A 20,885-nucleotide genomic window follows, 5' to 3' on the forward strand; every position below is an offset into this window, starting at 1 on the left:
GCCGCATGGTCGCGACCTGATCGCGTGCGCAACGAGCACGCACGGCGCGCGCGGCCGCTCGACCCTCGTCTTCAGGAAAGCACTCCATGTCCACGTCCGCCACGCGTGGCGCTGGCGTTCGCTCGCGCGAACGCGCAACGCCGCGCACGCGGCAGCATGCCCGGCGTATTGCGCCCGGTCTGCTGCCGCGCCTTTTGCCGCTCGCGCTCTTCGCATCCGGGGCCACCCACGCCGCCGCAGCCGCCGAAGCGTCCCCGCCCGAATCCGCCACGCTGCCCACGGTCACGGTAAGTGCCGGCGCGGCAAGCGCCGCCACACCCGCCGTCGATCCCAACCTGCCCTCCACCGTGGAAACCGTCACGCCCGCCGAATTCGGGAACTGGAACGTCGTCAACACGGAGGACGTGCTCAAGTATCTGCCGAATCTCGCCGTGCGCAAACGCTACGCGGGCGATCTGAACTCGATCATCGCCGTGCGCGGCACGAGCAACACGCAAAGCGCGCGCGGCCTTGTCTATGCCGACGGCCTGCTGCTCTCGAATCTGCTCGGCAACAGTTACACGTTCCCGCCGCGCTGGTCGATGGTGTTTCCCGATCAGATCCAGCAGGTGGACGTGATCTACGGCCCGTATTCCGCGCTTTATCCCGGCAATTCGCTCGGCGCGACCGTGCTCATCACCACACGCATGCCGAAGCAGTTCGAGGCGACCGCCGACGTGAAGGCGTTCACGCAGCACTTCAGCCTCTATGGCGTGAACCAGAACTTCAACGGCAGCGAGATGAGCGCCTCGATTGGCGACCGCATCGGCAAGTTCTCGTACCTGCTCGGCGTGAACCATCTGGAGAACACGAGCCAGCCGCTGCAGTTCGCCACGCTCGCCCAGTCGACGAAACCGGCGCAGCCGGGCGACGTTCCCGTGCGCGGCGCGTACGCCTACAACAACCAGACGAACGCACCCACGGTCGTGCTCGGCGTGAACGGCGAAGGCATCCAGCAAACGGTGCAGGACCAGTTCAAGCTGCGCATGCAGTACGACTTCACGCCGACCGTGCAGGGCGGCGTGACGCTCGGCTACTGGCACCAGCTCTACAACAACGCCACATCCACCTTTCTGTATGACGCGAACGGCAATCCCGTCTATAGCGGCAGGGTTTCGATCAACGGCTACGAATACACCATCCCTGCCGCGGCGCTCGCGCCGAGCCGCGGCTGGAGCGAAAACTGGCTCTACGGCGCGACGCTGCGCACGCATCAGGCGAGCGGCTGGAACGCAGAAGCCATCGCTTCGTACTACGACGTAAGCAACAGTGTGGCGCGCACGGCCAATGCGGGCGGCCCGGGCAACGGCGCCGGCGTCATGACCATCGGCGACGGCACCGGCTGGAAGACGCTCGACCTCAAGACGACGTGGACGCCCGCCACGCCCGACGCCGGGCTCGCCGCGCACTGGCTCACATTCGGCTATCACTACGACGACTACGCGCTCGACAACCGCACGTACAACACACTCGCGTGGCGCGACGGCAGCGCGTACAGCTTCGCCAACGCCTTTGCGGGCAAGACGCAAACGCAGGCGGTCTACGCGCAGGATGCGTGGCGATTCCTGCCGCGCTGGAAGCTCGTCTACGGCGTGCGCTACGAAGACTGGCGCGCCTACGACGGCTATCAGGCGCTCGGCAGCGCGAACGTGCCTTATGCGAACGCGGGCGACCGCCACTTCTCGCCCAAAGCGTCGCTCTCGTTCGACGTAACCGACGATTTCACCCTGCGCGCCTCGATTGCACGCGCCTACCGCTTTCCGACCGTGAGCGAATTGTTCCAGGGGCAGGTGAACGGCTCGTCCATCGTCAACAACAATCCGGACCTGCGCCCCGAAGACGATCTTTCGAAGGAACTCAGCGCCGAATGGGCACACTGGAACGGCCTTTTTCGCTTCACGCTCTTTCAGGACGACGTAAAGAACACCATCTTCAGCCAGACCGACACGACGGTCATTCCGAACGTCACCAACTTCCAGAACATCGGCAAGGTGCGCTCGCGCGGCGTCGAAACGAGCTACCAGGGCGAGGACGTCGTGCTCCATGGCCTCGATCTCGCGGCCAGCGTGGCGTATACGCAGTCGAAGATTCTGGAGAATGCGCAGAACCCCGCGAGCGTTGGCAAGTACTTCTACCGGATTCCGCTGTGGCGCGCGAATCTCGTCGCGACGTATCGCTTCGACGCGCGCTCGGCGCTCACGTTCGCCGCGCGCTACTCGGGCCGCCAGTACAACACGCTCACCAACGCCGACACGAACCCGAACGTGTTCGGCGGCACGAGTACGTACACGGTCGCCGACATCAAATTCACTTATCGGCCGACGAAAAAGAGCGAGATAGGCGTGGGCGTAGACAACCTCTTCGACGCGCGCTACTTCGTCTATCACCCGTATCCCGGCCGCACGTTCTACCTCGAAGCGAAGCTCGGAATCTGAACGACCGGCTCGCCGCCGTCTCCGTTCAAAACCGGATCGCCAATGCAACCGGGCCGCGCCGGCTCGACAAGGAGCACCCCATGTCCACGATATCCAACCCCGTGAGCGCGCCGCCCACCCGCGCCGCTCAGCCCGGTTACCGCACGCTGTGGCGCTGGCATTTCTACGCGGGGCTGTTCGTCATGCCCTTGCTGCTCGTGCTCGCCATAACAGGCACGATCTATTGTTTCCAGCCACAGATCGAGCCGCTGCTCTACCCGCACCGGCTCGTCGTCGCACCCGTGGCCGCGCCGCGTCTGCCCCTGGATGCGCTGCTGGCCCGCGCGCGCACGGCGCTGCCCCCCGCAGCGCGGGCGCTGCGCGCGCATGTCGAAGCCAACCCGGCGCGCAGCGCCGAATTCGTTTTCGCGCTGCCCGGAGGGACCAAGGAAAGCGTCTATGTGAATCCCTACGACGGCGCGGTGCTCGGCACGCTCGACGTCGATCGCCGCTTCATGCAGGTGGACCGCATGCTGCATCGCAAGCTTCTGCTCGGCAAGCCTGGCGAGCTGCTGATGGAACTGGCCGCCTGCTGGACACTCGTGATGATCGGCACAGGCGTCGCGCTCTGGTGGCCGCGCGCGGGCACGTCATGGCGCGCCGCGTTGCTGCCTCGCGCCGGCGCCCATGGGCGCCCGTTCTGGAAGAGCGTGCATGCGAGCCTCGGCATCTGGCTCGCCGCGGGCTCGCTCGCGTTCGTGCTGAGCGGCCTGCCCTGGACGGGCTCATGGGGCAAACAGTTCAAGGCGCTCGCCACGCGCGCGAGCCTCGGCGCGCCGCGCGGCGCGTGGGGCGGCGGCCTCGCACTGAAGTCGGCGCTGCCGGGCGCGCCTGCGGCGGCCACGCGCCACGCGGGGCCCGATCCGCATGCGGAACACGCGGGCCACGACACGTCGTCGATGCCGGGCATGGTGATGGACGACATGCCGCTGCCCAACGTCCCCTGGGCCGTGGGCGCGGTTCCCGTGCCGCGCTCGCCCGAAGCGCCCGCGCCGGGCACGCCGCGCCGCTGGACGCTCGACAAGGTGGTCGCCCAGATGCGCGATTCCGGCGTGCGCGATGGATACGACATCGTGTTGCCCGCCACGCCCGTTGGCGTCTACACGGTCTCTTACTTTCCGCCCGACCCGAAAGCGGAGCGCACGGTCTATATCGACCAGTACAGCGGCGCCGTGCTCAAGGACATTCGCTATGAGGACTACGGCGCGGTTTCACAGGCGATTTCGTACGGCACGTCGCTGCACATGGGCCGCTACTTCGGCCTCGCGAACCAGTTGATCTGCGCGGCGATCTCGCTGGGTCTCGCCGCGCTCGCGGTGACCGGCTTCGCGATGTGGTGGATGCGCCGGCCCGCGCGAGCGAACGGCGCACTCCTCGCTGGCGCCCCGCCACGCGAGCGCGCCGCGCCGCCGTTGCGCGCCTGGAAGGGCGGCCTCGTGCTGCTCGGTGTCGTATTCCCGCTGATGGGCGCGACGATCGCGGTGGTCTGGTTGCTCGACCGCGCCGTCTTCGGCCGTGCGAAGAGGCGGCCTTCATCCTAACGGCCGCGCTGCGGTAATCTGCGGACACAATTGCGTCTGAACCTGGCAGCGTCTTCCGGTTTCAAACGTTTATCTCCGGAGATCATCATCGTGTTGCGGCTTATTTCGGCACTGGCGCTGGCGGCGGCTCTCGCTGGCTGCGCCGTCGCCCCATATCCAGGCTACCCCTACTACGATTACGGGTACGGATACGGCTATCCCGACTATTACGGCTACCCGTACAACTACGGATATGGCTATTACCCTGGTTATTTCGGCGCGGGTTATGGCGGCATCGCGATCTGGGGGGGCGGGTGCTGCTACTACCGTGGGTATCACGGGTGGCACGGCGGCGGCGGGCACGGGGGCCATGGGGGCCACGGCGGCGGCTGGCATGGCGGTGGCGGCGGCACCTGGCAGGGCGGCGGAACGGGCATGGGGCACGGCGGCGGCCATGGCCATTAGCGCACCGTTCCGGCGGCCCTGCGCAGCGCAATCCGCAGCGCCGCGCTTTACATTCGCCCGCTGACGGGAATCAGCGCCCCTGTAATCGCCTGTGCGTCCGCGCCTAGCAGGAACGCAATCACGGCGGCGATCTCGCGCGGCTGCACCCATCGCGTGAAATCGGCATCAGGCATGTCGGCGCGATTCCGTGGCGTATCGATGATGCCCGGCAGTATCGCGTTCACGGTCACGCCGCTGTCCTTCACTTCCTCCGCGAGCGCCTCCGTCAAGCGCGCCACGCCCGCCTTCGCTGCCGAATAGGCGCCCATGCCGCGCCCCGCCTTGAACCCCGCGCCCGCGCCGATGTTCACGACGCGCCCCGCGCCGTTTTTCAGCAGATAAGGCAGCGCCGCCTTCGAGGCATTGAGCGTCGTCTTCACGTTCAGCTCGAACATCAGGTCCCACGTGCGCGCATCGCCCTCGCCGAGGGTCTCCCAGCGGAACGCACCCGCCACGTTGACGAGCGCATCGAGTCCGCCCGACCGCTCGTGCAACGTGCCGAACGCCGACTGCGCGGCCTGCGCGTCGACGAGATCGACGCCGGCGAGGCACAGTGCGCCCGCAAGCGCCGCGGGCAGCGCGGCGTCATCGGGCGCGGCGCCCCGGCCGATCAGCGCCACGCGGGCGCCGCGTTCGGCAAGCAGTTGCGCCGTGGCCATGCCGAGGCTGCCGAAGCCGCCCGTAATCGCGACCACCTTGCCGTTCAACCCGCTTTCCGTGCTCATCGTCCTTTCCTTACCTTGTTTCGATGCGGCGATCCGGACCAGCGCCGCTGGCGCCACGTTACGCGAGCGGGGACCTTCCATCAACTTCGGGGCTCGCAACGACGCGTGCCCTGGGCGCTGCGCGCACCGCCGCGGATGCATGCCGCCTGCGAAGGTCTTCGGTGGTGTCGCCGTTGCCGTCCGCGCGCCAGCCTGGCGGCTCGAGGACATTGCGCACGGCGGTCCAGACGTCCTCCGCCGTGAATACGCCGTGAGCGAGCCGATAAATAGCGCCATGGAACATGATTTTCCCTGCGACGAGCCGGGTGGGCCATGTGCGAATGTGTGCGCCTCGCGCGGTGAAGGTAAAACCACGCCCAGGATATGTCGCGGTATGTCACGCGGCCCGGCGCACGAAACGCTGCGAAGCGCGCGCGGCCGCGTATGCACGGGGCCACCCGTGGAAGTGGCCTGCACCGTGTAACGCCGCGACATCTTTTATGACGCGACTCGAGCGAAAGAGAATCCTATAGTTCGTCCCGCTGGCACAGCGCAGCGCGCCCCCGAAACGAACCGCAAGGACCTCTGATGAAAACGCTCCCCCTCGTCGCCGCCGCGCTCATCGGCTTTGCCAGCGCCCCCGCCTTCGCCGGCTGGTCCGGCCACGGCACGGCCTACACGGCGCACGGTACGTACAACGGCGCACACTACGGTTCCTGCGGCGGCGGCACCTGCACGCATGCAGGCGGCGTGGTCGGTCCCTGGGGAGGCGTCGCGACCAGCACCGGCTCCATCACGCGCACCGCGCCGGGCCAGTTTAGCAACAGCGGCACGGCCTACGGCCCCAATGGCCGCTCGGTTCAGCATTCGGGCGATACGAACTGCGCGAACGGCACCTGCTCGCACACCGGCTCGCTCGACGGTTCCGGAGGCCGCAGCGCAAGCACCTCGGGCAGCGTGACGCGCACGGCGCCGGGCCAGTACTCGTCGACGGGCACCGTCACGACGGGCAACGGCAACACCTACAGCCATTCGGCGGCCACCGCCTGTGCGGGCGAGACCTGCTCGCGTTCGGGCACCGTCACGGGCACCGGGGGCGGCACCGTCTATCACTCCGGCAGCGCGACGGGCGTCGGGACCGGCGTGGTGACGACGAGCGGCGGCACCACCGTTGTCCACGGCGGCACGGTTTCCACCGGCGGCGCGACGGTCGTGCGCGTCGGCACGGTCACCGCGGTCGGCGCCACGGCTGCCGTCGTGCCCGCGCCGGCGCCGGTTGCCGCGCCGGTCGTCGTGATGCCGCCGCCCGGCCCCGCCGTGTACGTCGCCCTGCCGCCGCCCGCGCCGAAAACGGTCGTTGTCGCGCCCGCGCCGAAGACCATTTACGTCGCGCCGCCCGCGCCGAATGTCGTCTACGTGGCCCGGCCGCTGCCGCGCGCCGTGTACATCGCGCCGCGCCCCGCCGTCTGGGTTCCGGGCCACTGGGCCGGCCAAGTATGGGTGCCCGCCCATTGGGCTTGAACCTTCGCCGGCACCCGCCGCTTGCCCAGCCGCATTCGCGCTATCGACCGGCCGCCAATCTGTGTCGGCCATCTCACGGAGAACACTATGAAGAAGATGATCGCAGCCTTCGTTTTGTGTATCGTTGCAGCAGCGGTTTCGGTGCCCGCCTCGGCGCAGACCCCGCCCGGAGCGGCGAATGGAACGCGCGGCAACGCGCGCCTCGAACGCATGATGGCGCAGGTGCAAAGCCGCTTTGCCGCCGCTAACACGACGCACGACGGCAAGCTCACGCGCGAGCAGGCACAGGCCGGCATGCCGCGGGTCGCGCAGCACTTCGACGAAATCGACACGCAAAAGGCCGGCTTCGTCACCCTCGCGCAGATCGAGGACTTCATGCGAGCGCGCGCAGCAGCCCGATGAACGCCGGAGGCGGTCCATGGAGCAGGCAAACCGAATCATCGTGCTCGACGACGAGGCCGAACTGCGCAACATGCTGCAGCGCTTCCTCACGGGCCAGGGCTTCGAAGTCCGAGCGGTCGCCGACGGCAAGCGCCTTGACCGTCTGCTCCAGCGCGAGCCCTACGACCTTCTCGTGCTCGATCTTATGATGGAGCCCGAAGACGGCCTTGCGGTATGCCGGCGTCTGCGCGCCGAAGGCCAGACGCTGCCGATTCTCATGCTCACCGCGAAGGGCGATGCCGCCGACAAGGTGATCGGCCTCGAAACCGGCGCCGACGACTACCTCGCCAAGCCGTTTCTTCCCGACGAACTAGTCGCGCGCGTTCGCGCGCTGCTGCGCCGCCAGAAAATGGCTTCCGGCGAGCCCACGGTCACCTCGCAGATCCTGCGCTTCGGCGACTTCAGCTTCGACGTCGCCAAACAAACGCTCTATCGCGGCGGCGCGCCCGTCGAAGTGCACTCGGCGCAGATGCTGCTGCTCCACGCGCTCGGGTCCTCGCCGAACCGCGCCGTGAGCCGCGAAAACCTGCTTGCCCGCGCGCGCGGGCGCGACCACAACGCGCTAGACCGCAGCGTGGACGTGCAGATCCTGCGCCTGCGCCAGATCGTCGAAGACGATCCCGCCAGGCCGCGCTTCATCAAGACCGTCTGGGGCATCGGCTACATGCTGGTGGCCGGCGTCGAACCGTAATGCGCTTCCGGCTGCCGCGCTCGCTGCTTTCGCGCAATATCGCGCTGCTGGTGGCGCTCGTCGCGCTCTCGCAGATCTGCTCGCTCACCGTGCTGCTGCATTTCGTGCAGCGCCCGCGCATCGAGCGCGCGTCGGTCATCTTCGCCGATTATGTGAAGCTGCTCGACGCCGCGCTCGCATCCATGCCGCCGGACGAAGGCCGCGCGGCCGCCGCGCGCCTCGACGCACGCAGCGCACCGCCGCCGCAAGTAGCAGCCGAAACGCACCCGCGTCTCATAGACTTTTTCCGCGCCTGGCAGCGCGACATGTTCGTCGAAGCGCTGCAACGCAACCTGCCCGCCGACCTGCTGGTGCGCTGGGACGCCAGCCACGACGAGATCGAGCGCGCGGCGAATGGCGACACCGCGCAGGAACGCCTGTGGATTCGCATCCACGCGGCGGGCAAGCCCGTGTGGATCGCGCTGCCCATGACCGCCGACGCGCGCGCGAGCGGCATCACCACCGCATTGTGGCTCTGCGCGGCGCTCGCGCTGCTCGCGGCCTTGACGGGTTATCTGCTGCAGCGTCATATCAACCTGCCGCTGCGCAAGCTCGCGCGCGCGGCGCGGCGCGTGAGCGCCGGCGAAACGCCCCCGCCGCTACCCGTTGACGGTCCAACCGAAATCGCTCAGGTGAGCCGGGCATTCAACCAGATGACCGAAGCGCTGCAACAGGCCGAGGCCACGCGCGCGCTGATGCTGGCCGGCGTGTCGCACGACATCCGCACGCCGCTCACGAAGCTGCGCCTCGCGATCGCCATGGCCTTGCCGCGCGGCAGCAACGATGCGCTCGTCGCGTCTTCCGGGAGTTATCTCGACCAGATCGACACGATCCTCCAGCAGTTCATGGATTACGCCGGCAGCGGCGAGCGCGAGACACCGCAGCCCGGCGATCTCAACGCGCTCGCGGGGCAGCTCGTCGCCGATTTTGCCGGGCTCGGGCACGAATTCGAGTTCGAGGAAGGCGACTTGCCGATGTTCGAGTTCCGGCCCATTGCCGTTATGCGTCTGCTGATGAATCTGATGCAGAACGCCGCAAACTATGGCCGCACCGGGCTCTCGATCCGCACGTGGCGCGACGCGAGCGCCGCCTGCGTGGCCATTGCCGACCGCGGCAGCGGCATACGCGCAGCGGAACTGGAGCGTCTGAAATCGCCCTTCAGCCGCGGCGCGAACGCCCGCACGCATTCGGGCGGCTCGGGCCTCGGGCTAGCCATCGTCGACCGGATCGCGCGGCTGCACGGCGGCTCGCTCACGTTCCGCGACCGCGAAGGCGGCGGCCTCGAAGCCGTCGTGCGCCTGCCGCTCCACCCGCTTTCCGCGGGCAGCGACACCGCGTCGCAAACCCCGCGCGCATGACATGAATCGACATAACTTGCGCGTGGATTTCGCGCGTCCTACCGCCCATACTTGCGCCTGAGCCGAGCAACGGAATGAGGCAACCCGAAGCGCAAACCTCCATGCACCACGGTAGATAGTTCGCCATCCTCAATGAAGCGGGTATCGGCGGAGATGAAACATCCTTTCAGGCAACGGACGGACACCGACATGAACACGCTCATCCACTTCCTCGTCAACAAGGCCAGGCGCATTGCGGGCACCGCGTTCCTCGCCGGGGCGCTCGTCGCCAGCGCTTGCGCATCGGCCGCGACCACCGTGCAAACGAACGGCCCGCTGCCGCAACTGCACGCCGACGTGATCTACGTCGTTGCATTCGACGCGGCCGCGGGCCAGGTACAGCTCGACAGCACCGGCATGCTGCATAAGCTCGAGACGATGGCGAACGGCGAATCGCCAGCGCAACGGCAACAGCAGGCCGCGCTGCAAACGCGCGAGCGTCTCGCCGATCAACTCGTAAGCGAACTCCAGAAGATGGGCCTGCCCGCCGTGCGCATGGACGGCCCCGCGCCCGCTGGCCGCGACGCACTGATCGTGGAAGGCCATATCGATGCGATGGATGCGGGCAGCAGCCGCCGACGCATGCTCGTCGGCCTCGGAGCCGGCAAGAGCGAAGTCGGCGCGACGATCGCGCTGCTGTTCCAGCCGGCCAGCGGCGGCATGCCGCAACCGCTCATGAGCTTCGAGGCGAAGGCGGACAGCGGCTACATGCCCGGCATGGCGGAAACGGCGGGCGTGGGCGCGGCGGCGGGTCATATCGCGACGGCTGCGGTGGCGGGCGGCGGCCTGCACGGCGCTTCGGAGGCGAAGCATGACACGCTCTCGGCCGACGCCGGCAAGCTGGCCCACTCGATCGCGAAGGAAGTCGCACAGGTCAGCACGCAAAACGGCTGGATGGCAACGGCGGCGAAGAGCTAAGCGGATTGCGTTCGACACGGCGCGGAGGCGGTTAGAAACCGTCGCCGCCTTTTGCTCACTCCGCCGGAGACTCGCTATAACGCGCGAACTTCGACGTATGCCCGATGCCAGGATTAAAGCAGTTGCAGGGGTCGAGGCTTTCGTAAAACGCCTTCAGCGCGGGCTTCGCATAGTAGAGATGACCCACATTGTGCTCGGCCGGATATTCGGCGCCGCGCGCGTCGAGCAGTTTCCACATCTCATGTTCGAGTGCGAGGCAATCGTTCCCCTTGCGCACGATGTAGTCCTGATGAAATACGTGGCAAAGGAAATGCCCGTAATAGAGCTTGATCGCGATGGGCTTTTCCACGGCCTCCGGCAACCGCTCGAACCATTCGCGATCGTTGCGCCGCAACGCGATGTCGAGCGCGACGATGTCCTCCACTTCGTCGCCATGCACCGCGCGATAGCGCACCGCCGCGCCCGCCGCCGCGAAGCGATGGAGAAACGCCTTGCTGCCCTCTTCATCGGTACATTCGAAGAAGTCGCCGCTAGCCACGCCGAAAAACGCGTTCAGGTAGTGGCGGGTCTCGTCCACCATATCGGCCGATACCTTGAGCATCAGATGATGCTCATAGCGCTGCCGGTAGTCCTTGAGCCTCGCGGGCAGATGGCTGGGAAAGCACTGGCTCACGGCCTGCATCATGCGGTCGGTGGCGTGCGCGGGCATGAACGGCAGCCGCTCGAACAACGCGTCGCAGCGGCTCTTGAAGGCGAACAACGCGGGCAGCCGCTGCGTGCCGAGATGCTGGATCAAGAGGAACATGTCCTTGCCGTAGCGTTCGGCAATATCGAAAGCGTCTCGATGCAGATATTCGCCGGCAATCGGCAGCTTCGAGAACTTGCCGAGTATGTCGCGGCGCAGGTCCGTCAACTCGGCCGTCTCGTTCGTGCCGATATAGAACACCTTCGCGCCGCGTTCGATCGGAAACGTGTCGAGCCGCACTGCGAACACCATCACCTTGCCCGCCGAGCCGGCGGACTCGTGCAGGCGCAGCGGGTCGGCGTTGTAGCGCGCGGGCGTGGCGGCGTCGATGTCGCGCACGTGCCCGGCGTAACCGTGGTCGGAGGCCGCGCCCGCGTCGTGCTGGATGTCCGCTTCGGGCAGTTCGCCGCGATCGAGGCGGCCGAGCACGTCTTCAGGCGTCTCGCCGAGGCGGATGCCGAGGTGGTTCACGAGACTCAGGCTGCCGGTTGCGTCAATCCGCGCGAAAACGGTCATCTCCGTGTAGGCGGGGCCGCGCCGCACGAGCGAGCCGCCCGAGTTGTTGCAGACGCCGCCAACCACCGAAGCGCCTATGCACGACGAGCCGATCACCGAATGCGGCTCGCGCCCGAGCGGCTTGAGCGTCTGCTCCAGTTGATCGAGCGTCGAACCGGGCAGGCAGACCACCTGCTTGCCGCCGTCGATCACGTAGACCTTGCGCATGCGCGTCATGCTGACGATCACGACCTCGCGGTCGTAGTCGTCGCCGTCGGGCGTGGAACCGCCTGTGAGCCCCGTGTTCGAGGCCTGCGAGATGACGATCGCATTCGCGGCGACGCAGGCCTGCAGCACGCGCCACTGCTCGACGAGCGTACCGGGTTTCACGACGGCCGCCACCTTGCCCTCGCCGAAGCGAAAGCCCTTGCGATAGCGCCGTGTGGCTTCGTCACCGGTCAGCACATGCTGGCGACCGACAACGGCGTGCAAAGACGCGATGAGCGACTCGCGCCCCGTGTTGGACGAGGCGGCGCGCCCGATGACGGTGGACATGCGAAAGGCTCCTGCAAAAAAAGCGTGAGACCTTCAAGCATAAAACCCGCGACTCATTACGTCCAATATCGCCATCACGCTCGAACAAGACGAAAAACGTATAGATCGCGGTGCGCCCGGCAGAATCAACCCTGCGTCGCATGGCGCGCCGCCTCGCGCACTATGCGCACGAAGTTCTGCACCGTGGGCGCCTTTTCGCGCGGACGATGCACGAGCGCAATGGTGGTATGCAGCGTGCCGCCCTTCAGGTCGTGATACGTCACGCCCTTGGCCTGAATCTGCCGCATCGACGAAGGGATCAGCGTGACGCCGAAGCCCGCCGCCGCCATGTTGACCGTCGAGGAAATCTGCGGCGACTCCATGCTGATGACCGGGTTGAAGCCCGCTGCGTGGCACGCGCTGATGATCGAGTCGTAGAGATCGGGGCCGATCGAGCGAGGAAACAGAATGAGCGGGTCGCCGGCGAGTTCGCCGAGCGCGAGGCTGCGGCGGCGCGCGAGCCGATGGCGCGGCGGCAGCACGGCCAGCACGTCCTCCTCCACGAGCGGCTGCGTGGCGAGCCCGCGGCAATCGAGCGGCAAGCGCACGAACGCCGCGTCCACTTTCGCGTCGCTCACGCGATCGAGCAGCACGGAACTGTTGCTCTCCTCGCAACCGATCACGACGCCGGGATACGCGCCGCGATAGCGCTGCAGCACGGTTGCGACGAGCGGATGAAACACCGTGGAGCCCGCAAAGCCCAGTACGAGCCGGCCGGTCTCGCCGCGCCCGGCATTTTGCGCCTCCGCAAGCGCCAGATCCGCGTCGTCGACGATTCGTTGCGCGCGCTCGCGAAAGAGCCGCCCAGCCTCGGTCAGCTCGACGCGCCGCGAGTGGCGGATGAAGAGCCGCGTGCCGATTTCCTTTTCGAGCTTGAGGATCTGCTGGCTGAGCGGCGGCTGCGCAATGCCGAGAAAGTTCGCGGCCTCGCTGAAATGCAGGTACTCCGCGACGGCGAGAAAGTAGCGTAGTTGCCGGAATTCCATACCTTTTTCGTCTTGATGCGACCGGTGGATTGTGAACCTGCCGTGCGCGCGCGTCCAACCCGAAGGCGTAACGCGCGCGCAACCGGTATTGCATCATGACGGCGCGGCGTGCAGCCGGCACCTCGGCCGTAAGGCGAACGCGCCGCGAGTCAGCCTAGACCCACGCGTGTCTCGTCGACGAACTTCTCCGTGGCGTCGTCGATCTTGCGGCCCTTGCGGCCGGTCGGGCCATGAATGTAGACGCTTTTCATATCCATCTGCGGGGCGCCGCTCATGGCGGGCGGCGGCGTCATCTCGTAGCGGACCTCGCGCGCGTGATCGGCCATCTGCAGGCGCGGATCGAACACCGAGTTGAAGCGCCACAGCATGCGCACGAAATTGGTCTGGCCGCGCAGCAGCAGGCGCGTGGCCTGCCCCGCGGCGCCGCGCAGCGCCGTCCATCCCAGATGCTTGCGGTTGAGCACCTGCTGCGTGCGCACGAGCTCCGCGTAGAACTCCGGCAGCGGCAGCCTCGTCGGCACCACGGCGTGCTGGATGTCGTAAAGACGATAGTCGAGGCTCGTAAGGCGGCGCGCCTCGCGCTGCCAGTTCTCCGTGCCCGGATACGGCGTGTTCACGCTGATGTTGACGATCTCGGGGATCTCCAGGCACCACTGCCGGATCGTCTCGAAGCGCGCGCGGTCCCAGTCCGGATCGGCGATCAGGTTGATCGCCACCGTGATGCCGAGCGAGCGCGCGAACTCGAGCGCCTCGAAATTGCGGTCGAGGCTGATGCGCTTGCGAAACGCCTTGAGCCCCTCCTCGTCGATCGCCTCCAGACCCAGGAACATGTACTTCAGGCCAATGGACTCCCACAGCCGGAACACGTCCTTGTTGCGCAGGAGCACGTCCCCGCGCGTCTCCAGGTAATAGCGCTTCTTGATGCCGCGCCGCTTGATCGCCTCGCCTATCGCCATGCCGTGCTCGGCGTGCACGAAGGCCACATCGTCGACGATGAACACGCCGGGCTCGCGCAGCGCCGCCAGTTCGTCCACGACGACTTCGGGGCTGCGCGTGCGGTAGCTGCGCCCATAGAACGTCCACGCGCTGCAGAACGTGCAGTCCCACGGGCAGCCGCGCGCGAATTCGATGGAGGCGCAGGGATCGAGCGTGCCGATGAAATACTTGCGCCGATGGCGCAGCAGGTCGCGCGCGGGCCGTATGGGATCGAGGTTTTCGACAAAGCGCGGCGGCGGCCCCGATCCCTCGGTCGTCACGACGCCGGGCACCGCGAGCAGGTCGCCGCCGCGCGCCACCGCTTCGAGCAGCGCGTTCACCGAAGCTTCGCCTTCGCCGCGCAGCACGCAGTCGATCGCGCCTTCGGCATGACGCAGCAGATCGTGCACCGTGAACGACACGCTGTGCCCGCCCACGAACACGAAGCACGCGGGCAACACGGCCTTCACGGCCTTCGAAAGATCGATGATCTCGGGAATGTTCGCCAGATAATTGCCCGAAAAGCAGAGCGCCTCGGGTTGCCAGTTGCGCACCATGCGCATGAGGTCGCGGTGCGTCTCGACCTGCAGGTCGATGAGCCTCACGTCATGGCCGGCGTCGCGCGCGGTGCCGGCGACCGATTCGAGACCCAGCGGCTCGAGCCGCAGGAACACGCGCGTGTACATCAGTCCGCTCGGGTGGACAGCAAGCAATCTCATGAAGCCTCCTTGCGAGACGCCTGCCCCGACGCGGCATAGCAGCGCGGAGGGCCGGACGCTCACGGTCGTTCACGGGGGTGGCCGCGTGCGCGCAATCGGGTAACGGGTTGTCGAGCGAAGAGACGCCGTTATCGCAACGCGCAGCACGCGCCGGGACTGCCGGGCGCCGTTGACGCCCGCCGGAGACGGCGCGAGCCTCGCGCCTCGACACTGCTGCTTCGCGAAAGTCTACGCGCGTTCGCGCATTGCTGCCGCCGCGCGGTCAGGCGCGTCAGAAACTGCCGAACAGCGACCCGAGCACGATCACCACAGCCAGCGCGATGAGCGCGCCGACGATGCTCACTACCACGAGATCGCGATAGCTCTCGCGATGCGTCGAGCCGCACACGGCCAGCAGCGTCACCACGGCGCCGTTGTGCGGCAGGCTGTCGAGCGTGCCCGACGACATCACGGCAACGCGGTGCAGCAGCGCGGGATCGATGCCATGCTCGGCGGCGAGCCGCATGTAGGTGCCGCCTAGCGCGTCGAGCGCGATGGTCAGACCGCCCGAAGCGGAGCCCGTCAGGCCGGCCAGCAGGTTAGTGGCGACGGCGAGCGAGACGAGCGGCCCGCCGCCGATGCCGAGCACCCAGTCGCGCACGACTTCGAACGCGGGCAGCGCCGCGATCACGGCACCGTAGCCGACGAGGCTGCCCACGCTCAACACGGGCAGCACCGAGGCGTTGGCGCCGGCATCGACGCTCTCGCGCAGCGCGCCCAGCCGCCCTCGGTTCAACGCCACCAGCACGATGATGCCGAGCGCGAGCGCCACCGAAACGCCCCACACGCCCGCCACGGCCGAGAGCGTGGTCGCCCCCCAACGCGGTTCGGCCAGATAGGTGGCGTCGATGTGCGGAAACACCACGACGTTCATCACGAAGTTCATCGCCACGACGACCACGAGCGGCGCGAGCGCGACGAACGGCGACGGCGGCCCGGCGTAGTCCGACGCAGCCGCGCCGTTGACGATCTCGGCGGGGTCGAAGGCTTGCGCGAGCGTTGCGCGCTCGCGCACGAGTCCCGACTTGCCGCGATCCTCGTCTTCGGCGCCGCCGTGGTCGGGCTCGACGAAGCCCTCGCCGTTGCGCCGCGCCGCCGCCGCCGCGCGCCCGAGCCACCAGAGGCCGAAGCCCGCCATCACGAGGCTCGCGACCACGCCGAGGCCGGGCGCGGCGAATGGCGTCGTCCCGAAAAACGGCATCGGAATCGCGTTTTGCAGCGCCGGCGTGCCGGGCAGCGCCGACATCGTGAAGGTCGCGGTGCCGAGCATGATCGCGGCCGGCATCAGCCGGCGCGGAATATCGGCGGAACGAAAGAGCGCCTGCGCCATCGGCGCGAGCACGAAGAACGCCACGAACAGGCTCACGCCGCCGTAGGTGACGAGCGCGCCGCCCAGCACCACGGCCACGAGCGCGTGGCGCGTGCCGAGCCTGTCGATCATGAAGCGCGCCACGGCGTCCACCGAACCGCTGTCCTCCATCAGCTTGCCGAACAGCGAGCCGAGCAGGAACAACGGGAAAAACTGCGCGAGAAAGCGGCCCGTGCTCGACATGAAGGTCTGCGTCCAGTGCGCGAGCACGGGCTCGCCGGAGACGAGCGCGGCCAGCATGGCGCACAGCGGCGCGAGCAGGAGCACGCTCCAGCCGCGATACGCGAGCCAGATGAGCAGCGTCAGGCTCAGCAGCATGCCTCCGAGTCCGAGCGCCAGCGCGCCCGCGCTCATTTCAGCACCCCTTCGAGGAGCGCTTCGAAATCGAACGTGGAGGCCACGCCAAGTTGCGCGCCGTGCCGCGCGAGAAACGCTTCGGCCACGAGGCGGCCCTCGTCGCGCAGCATCGTGATGAAGGACCACTCGGCATTGAGCTTCGACGACGAGCCGAGCGTGGCGAGCTTCGCGCTATGCACGCGATGCAGGCGCATGTGCGCCCATCGGCGGCCTTCCTCGCTGCCGGCGTCGGCGACCTTGTGCAGCAGCGCCATCATGCGCAGCTCCTTGATGAGCGGCGAGTTGAACGCGATCTCGTTCACGCGGTTGACGATGTCGCGCGCCGAGCGCGGCGTGCCAGCGCGCTCGACGGGATTCACCTGCACGAGGATCGTGTCGATCGAGTCGGTTTCGCGCACGAGCGGCGAGATGGTCGGATTGCCCACATAGCCGCCGTCCCAGTAGGCCTCGCCGTCGATCTCGACAGCTTGGAACAGCGTGGGCAGGCAGGCGGAGGCGAGCAGCGCATCGGGCGTGAGGTCGGCGTTGCGGAACACGCGCGCCTGACCGTTGGCGACGCGCGTGGCCGTGACGAAGAGCTTGATGCGCGAGTTGCGCAGCGCGTCGAAGTCGATGGTGTCGACGAGAATGCTGCGCAGCGGGTTCACGCTCGCGGGATTCAGGTCGTAGGGGGAAACGACGCGCGCCATCATGTCGAGCGCGACGAATATCGGCGAATGGTCGAGCGTCCAGCGGCCGAGCAGGATGTCGATGGGACCGCGCCGGAACGGGCTGAAGCGCGCACCGTCTGCCACGCGGCGCCAGAAACGCGCGAGCGCCTCGCGCGCGCCGGCCACACCGCTGCCCGCATAGCCGCTCGCGAGCACTGCCGCGTTCATCGCACCCGCCGAGGTGCCGGAAATGCCTTCGATCTGCAGCCACGGCTCTTCGAGCAAGCGGTCCAGCACGCCCCATGTATAAGCGCCGTGGGAGCCGCCGCCTTGCAGTGCAAGGTCGACCAGCAAAGGCTCGGCGCGGGCCGCGCGGCTTGACGTCTCGGGTTCAGCGGGCATTGCGGCTCCGTTCCAGATCGACCACCGGCGAGGTTACAGGAAAAGCGCAAACGGCCGCGCGAGGATGGCGCACGACAGGGCGGTTAGTTGCGATGTCGAGGGTTGGGCGCCGGCCGCCGAAAGATATTCCGTTTGGTAGACTGGCTCTCCCGCCCTTTCCCTTCGCCGCGCCGTGCCGACTGTTCTCCCGCTTCCCGCGCTGCTAGAAGAAATTCGGGCCTGCCGCGCCTGCGCGGACGCGCTGCCGCTCGGCCCGCGCCCCGTGCTGCAGGCGAGCGCCACCGCACGCCTCCTGATCGTCGGCCAGGCGCCGGGCGCGAAGGTCCACGCCTCTGGCATCCCTTGGGACGACGCGAGCGGCGAACGCCTGCGCGAGTGGCTCGGTATCGACAGCGAAACGTTCTACGACGTCGCGCGAGTGGCGATCGTACCGATGGGGTTCTGCTATCCGGGTCGAGGCAGCGGCGGCGACAACCCGCCGCGCCCCGAATGCGCGCCGCTCTGGCACGAAAAGCTCATCGACCAGTTGAAGGGCGTGGGCCTCACGTTGCTGGTCGGCCAGTACGCCCAGCGGCACTTCCTCGGCGGCCGGCGCAAGCCGTCGCTCACCGAAACCGTCGCCGCATGGCGCGAGTACGCGCCCGACTACGTGCCGTTGCCGCACCCGTCGCCGCGCAACCAGCCGTGGCTCAAGCGCCACCCCTGGTTCGAGCACGACGTGCTGCCGGCTTTGCAGGAACGCGTGGGCGCGTTGCTCGCACCCGCGAAACACACGGCGCGAGAGGCGCAATCCGCTAACAAGGACTCGACGATGACGAAACCGGCAATCGATATCCAGCGTGTCTACGGGCCGCTGCCCGAGGGCGGGCGCCACTGCTTTCTGGTGGACCGGCTGTGGCCGCGGGGGCTGCGCAAGGAGGCGCTCGCGAACGTAGCGTGGCTGAAGAACGTGGCGCCGAGCACCGGGCTGCGTCAGTGGTTCCACAAGGACCCGGCGCAGTGGGCCGAATTCAGAAAGCGCTATCTGGCCGAGCTGGACGCCAATCCGGACGCCTGGCAGCCGCTCGCCGAAGCGGCCGCCGAAGGGCACATCACGCTGCTCTATGGTTCGCACGACACGGAGCGCAATCATGCGATCGTGCTGCGCGAGTATCTGGAGAAGCAGTCGAAGCGCAAGTGAGCGGGCCCTGCCCGGCATTTGGTGCGGCCAGGGCACGTCGCCGCGCCATGGCCGCGCTCATTGCGCTCATCAGAAGAGATACATCCCCGCGACGAACACCACGCCGGAGAACAGCAGCGTCGTCACGCAGTAGCCCATGATGTCGCGTACGCCGAGGCCCGCGATTGCGAGCGCCGGAAGTGCCCAGAACGGCTGCGCCATGTTGGTCCACGCTTCGCCATAGGCGATCGCCATTGCCGATTTGCCGAGGTCCGCGCCCAGCGCCTGCGCGGCCGGCATCACGAACGGCCCCTGTACGACCCAATGGCCGCCGCCCGAAGGCACCGCGAAGTTGATCAGCGCCGAGCTGAGGAATACGAGCAGCGGGAACGTGTGCACGTTCGCGATATCGACGAACCACTTCGTGATGACGCCCGCGAGCCCCGAGTGGTCCATGAGCGCCTGGATGCCCGCGTAGAACGGAAACTGGATCATGATGCCCGAGGCGCCCTTCGCGGCGCCGGCCACGGCGCGCGCGTAGGCCATCGGCGTCTTGTGCAGCACGAGGCCTGCGGCGAGGAACACAAGGTTCACGGTGTCGATGTCGAGCGCGAAGCCTTTGGCGTGAAAGCGAAAGCCAAGGAACACGAAGCACAGCGCCGCCACCAGAAGCGAGAGCGCACGGCTTTCCTCGATGCGCTCGGCGAAGGTCGCGCCGGGCCCGAGCTTGCGCTCGACGCCCGGCGGGTCTTCGAGCAGCGCGGGATCGACCGAGACGACGTCGTCGGGCTTCGGCATCATGAGGCGCACGAGAATCGGCAGCAGCACGATCAGGCCGATCGTGATGAACGCGTTATAACCCGTGAAGATGGTCTGCGAGACCGGAATCAGTCCCACGGCTTTTTCCATCGGGTTGCCCTTCGTGGCCGCGACGAGCGGCACCGAGCCGGAAAGCCCGCCGTGCCACGTGAGAAAACCCATGTACGCGGCGGCGACGAGCAGCCGGTAGTCCGTGCCGCGCACGCGGCGCGCCACTTCGCGCGAGAACATCGCGCCGAGCACGAGGCCGAAGCCCCAGTTGATCGCGCAGGCGATCGCCCCCACGAACGCCACGAGCATCACGCCTTGGCCCGGCGTGCGCGCGCAGCTCGCGAGCGCGACCAGCATGCGCTTGACGGGTGCGGAGCTCGCCAGCGCATGCCCGGTCACGAGAATCAGGACCATCTGCATCGCGAACGCGAGCAGGTTCCAGAAGCCCGAGCCCCACATCAGGATGAGCGCTTCGGGCGGCTGCGGCGTGAGCGCGAACGCCAGCACGAAGGTCACGACGGTCAAGAGAATGGCGAAGATAAGCGGGTCCGGCAATATCCGATGCACTACGCCGGTAAAGAAACTGGAAATGCGTTGAATCACGGTGGTCTGTTCCTCGTCTGCTGATAGGAATCGGCCGCTTGTTTTCGTAGTTGCGAACCGAGGCCGCGATTCTTGCACATGGCGGCGCAATGCGTGCAGGACGCGAAAAACGCTTTCCGGGGGAGAGATCGCGATGATTGGCTGCGCGCCGCGCAGAATAAGCCGTTACATCCTCAAATGCGCCCTAAAAGGCTTATCTGCTACCGTTATGGTTGCCATCGCAATTAAACGACCGGTAGTTCCACCCAAGGGGAGGCAACAATGCGCAAGCAGCTTGTCGGTGTCGTACTCGCCGGCCTGATCGGACTGTTCGCGGCTTCGCCGCCGGCCCGCGCTCAGTCCCAGGCGTTCACGAACCAAACCGTCAATCTCTATGCCGGGCCCGCAGCCGATTTTCCGATCGTCGCCCAGGTGCCGGGAGGCGTGTCGGTTCTGGTGTGGGGCTGCGTCGCCGGTTTCAGTTGGTGCGACGTAGGACTGCCGGGCCTGCGGGGCTGGGTCTACGGCAGCTTCATCAGCTACCCGTGGCAAGGGCAGCGCGTGCCGGTGATGGCCTATGGCCCGCGCATCGGCTTGCCCATTGTGACGTTCTCGCTCGGTGCGTACTGGGGCCTTCATTACCACGACCGTCCGTGGTTCTCCAATCAATCGCGTTGGGCCCGCCATCCGGGACCGCGGCCGGTGCCCCCGCCAGCCGTCCGGCCGCGCCCGCCTTCGCACGGTGCAGGCCGGCC

The 20,885-nt window shown here is 67.4% G+C and carries 17 protein-coding genes and 1 pseudogene; 10 read left to right on the forward strand and 8 right to left on the reverse strand.

Annotation, left to right across the window (positions count from 1 at the left end; translation table 11 throughout):
• Window positions 1–86 precede the first annotated feature (86 nt).
• The 3 genes from BLU17_RS15975 (at window position 87) to BLU17_RS33185 (ending at window position 4,498) form a co-directional block, all read left to right on the forward strand.
• Window positions 87–2,474 carry a TonB-dependent receptor gene (locus tag BLU17_RS15975; RefSeq protein ID WP_091998099.1) on the forward strand — a complete coding sequence of 796 codons (2,388 nt, stop codon included), beginning with the start codon at window positions 87–89 and terminating at the stop codon, window positions 2,472–2,474.
• Window positions 2,475–2,554: 80 nt separating this feature from the next.
• On the forward strand, window positions 2,555–4,054 hold the full coding sequence (locus tag BLU17_RS15980; RefSeq protein ID WP_091998101.1) for a PepSY-associated TM helix domain-containing protein: 1,500 nt from the start codon (window positions 2,555–2,557) through the stop codon (window positions 4,052–4,054).
• Window positions 4,055–4,144: 90 nt separating this feature from the next.
• On the forward strand, window positions 4,145–4,498 hold the full coding sequence (locus tag BLU17_RS33185; RefSeq protein WP_176929113.1) for a hypothetical protein: 354 nt from the start codon (window positions 4,145–4,147) through the stop codon (window positions 4,496–4,498).
• Between the two features lie 47 nt (window positions 4,499–4,545).
• On the opposite strand, the gene BLU17_RS15990 is transcribed toward BLU17_RS33185, so the two are convergent.
• Window positions 4,546–5,262, reverse strand: a complete 717-nt coding sequence (locus BLU17_RS15990) for an SDR family NAD(P)-dependent oxidoreductase (protein WP_091998103.1) — start codon at window positions 5,260–5,262, stop codon at window positions 4,546–4,548.
• A 58-nt stretch (window positions 5,263–5,320) separates the two neighbouring features.
• Window positions 5,321–5,545: a hypothetical protein gene (locus BLU17_RS32420; RefSeq protein ID WP_143189266.1), complete on the reverse strand. Its 225-nt coding sequence runs from the start codon at window positions 5,543–5,545 to the stop codon at window positions 5,321–5,323.
• A 284-nt stretch (window positions 5,546–5,829) separates the two neighbouring features.
• On the opposite strand from BLU17_RS32420, the gene BLU17_RS15995 reads away from it, so the two are divergent.
• The 5 genes from BLU17_RS15995 (at window position 5,830) to BLU17_RS16015 (ending at window position 10,248) form a co-directional block, all read left to right on the forward strand.
• Window positions 5,830–6,762 carry a hypothetical protein gene (locus BLU17_RS15995; protein ID WP_091998106.1) on the forward strand — a complete coding sequence of 311 codons (933 nt, stop codon included), beginning with the start codon at window positions 5,830–5,832 and terminating at the stop codon, window positions 6,760–6,762.
• A gap of 87 nt (window positions 6,763–6,849) precedes the next feature.
• Window positions 6,850–7,164: an EF-hand domain-containing protein gene (locus BLU17_RS16000; RefSeq protein WP_091998108.1), complete on the forward strand. Its 315-nt coding sequence runs from the start codon at window positions 6,850–6,852 to the stop codon at window positions 7,162–7,164.
• A gap of 16 nt (window positions 7,165–7,180) precedes the next feature.
• Window positions 7,181–7,894, forward strand: a complete 714-nt coding sequence (locus tag BLU17_RS16005) for a response regulator (RefSeq protein ID WP_091998110.1) — start codon at window positions 7,181–7,183, stop codon at window positions 7,892–7,894.
• Window positions 7,894–9,291 (forward strand): ATP-binding protein, encoded by a 1,398-nt coding sequence (locus tag BLU17_RS16010; RefSeq protein ID WP_091998112.1) that lies wholly within the window; start codon window positions 7,894–7,896, stop codon window positions 9,289–9,291. Before BLU17_RS16005 ends, BLU17_RS16010 begins: the two co-directional genes overlap by 1 nt.
• A 189-nt stretch (window positions 9,292–9,480) precedes the next feature.
• A complete protein-coding gene (locus BLU17_RS16015; RefSeq protein ID WP_091998222.1) occupies window positions 9,481–10,248 on the forward strand; it encodes a DUF4410 domain-containing protein in 768 nt (255 codons plus the stop codon).
• 55 nt (window positions 10,249–10,303) lie between these two features.
• On the opposite strand, the gene dld is transcribed toward BLU17_RS16015, so the two are convergent.
• From dld to BLU17_RS16040, 5 genes are all read right to left on the reverse strand, one after another.
• A complete protein-coding gene (dld, locus tag BLU17_RS16020) occupies window positions 10,304–12,043 on the reverse strand; it encodes a D-lactate dehydrogenase (RefSeq protein WP_091998114.1) in 1,740 nt (579 codons plus the stop codon).
• A gap of 125 nt (window positions 12,044–12,168) precedes the next feature.
• Window positions 12,169–13,068 (reverse strand): LysR family transcriptional regulator, encoded by a 900-nt coding sequence (locus BLU17_RS16025; protein ID WP_091998116.1) that lies wholly within the window; start codon window positions 13,066–13,068, stop codon window positions 12,169–12,171.
• 149 nt (window positions 13,069–13,217) lie between these two features.
• Window positions 13,218–14,762 carry a hopanoid C-3 methylase HpnR gene (gene hpnR / locus BLU17_RS16030; RefSeq protein WP_091998118.1) on the reverse strand — a complete coding sequence of 515 codons (1,545 nt, stop codon included), beginning with the start codon at window positions 14,760–14,762 and terminating at the stop codon, window positions 13,218–13,220.
• A 271-nt stretch (window positions 14,763–15,033) separates the two neighbouring features.
• The gene (locus BLU17_RS16035; protein ID WP_091998120.1) at window positions 15,034–16,524 is read right to left on the reverse strand and encodes a GntP family permease; all 1,491 of its coding nucleotides are present in this window, start codon (window positions 16,522–16,524) and stop codon (window positions 15,034–15,036) included.
• Entirely contained in the window at window positions 16,521–17,579 is a 1,059-nt protein-coding gene (locus BLU17_RS16040; RefSeq protein ID WP_176929114.1) for a patatin-like phospholipase family protein, read from the reverse strand. Before BLU17_RS16040 ends, BLU17_RS16035 begins: the two co-directional genes overlap by 4 nt.
• Before the next feature lie 172 nt (window positions 17,580–17,751).
• Between BLU17_RS16040 and BLU17_RS33830 the strand changes: the two are divergent.
• Window positions 17,752–18,339: pseudogene (locus BLU17_RS33830) on the forward strand (uracil-DNA glycosylase family protein); the annotation flags it as partial.
• A gap of 51 nt (window positions 18,340–18,390) precedes the next feature.
• Window positions 18,391–18,759, forward strand: coding sequence for a DUF488 domain-containing protein (locus tag BLU17_RS33835; RefSeq protein WP_245746887.1), 369 nt, complete (start codon window positions 18,391–18,393; stop codon window positions 18,757–18,759).
• Between the two features lie 69 nt (window positions 18,760–18,828).
• On the opposite strand, the gene BLU17_RS16050 is transcribed toward BLU17_RS33835, so the two are convergent.
• A complete protein-coding gene (locus BLU17_RS16050) occupies window positions 18,829–20,151 on the reverse strand; it encodes a TIGR00366 family protein (RefSeq protein WP_091998124.1) in 1,323 nt (440 codons plus the stop codon).
• Between the last annotated feature and the right edge of the window lie 734 nt (window positions 20,152–20,885).

Origin of the sequence: Paraburkholderia lycopersici (genome assembly GCF_900096975.1) — a bacterium.
Taxonomy (GTDB): Bacteria; Pseudomonadota; Gammaproteobacteria; order Burkholderiales; family Burkholderiaceae; genus Paraburkholderia; species Paraburkholderia lycopersici.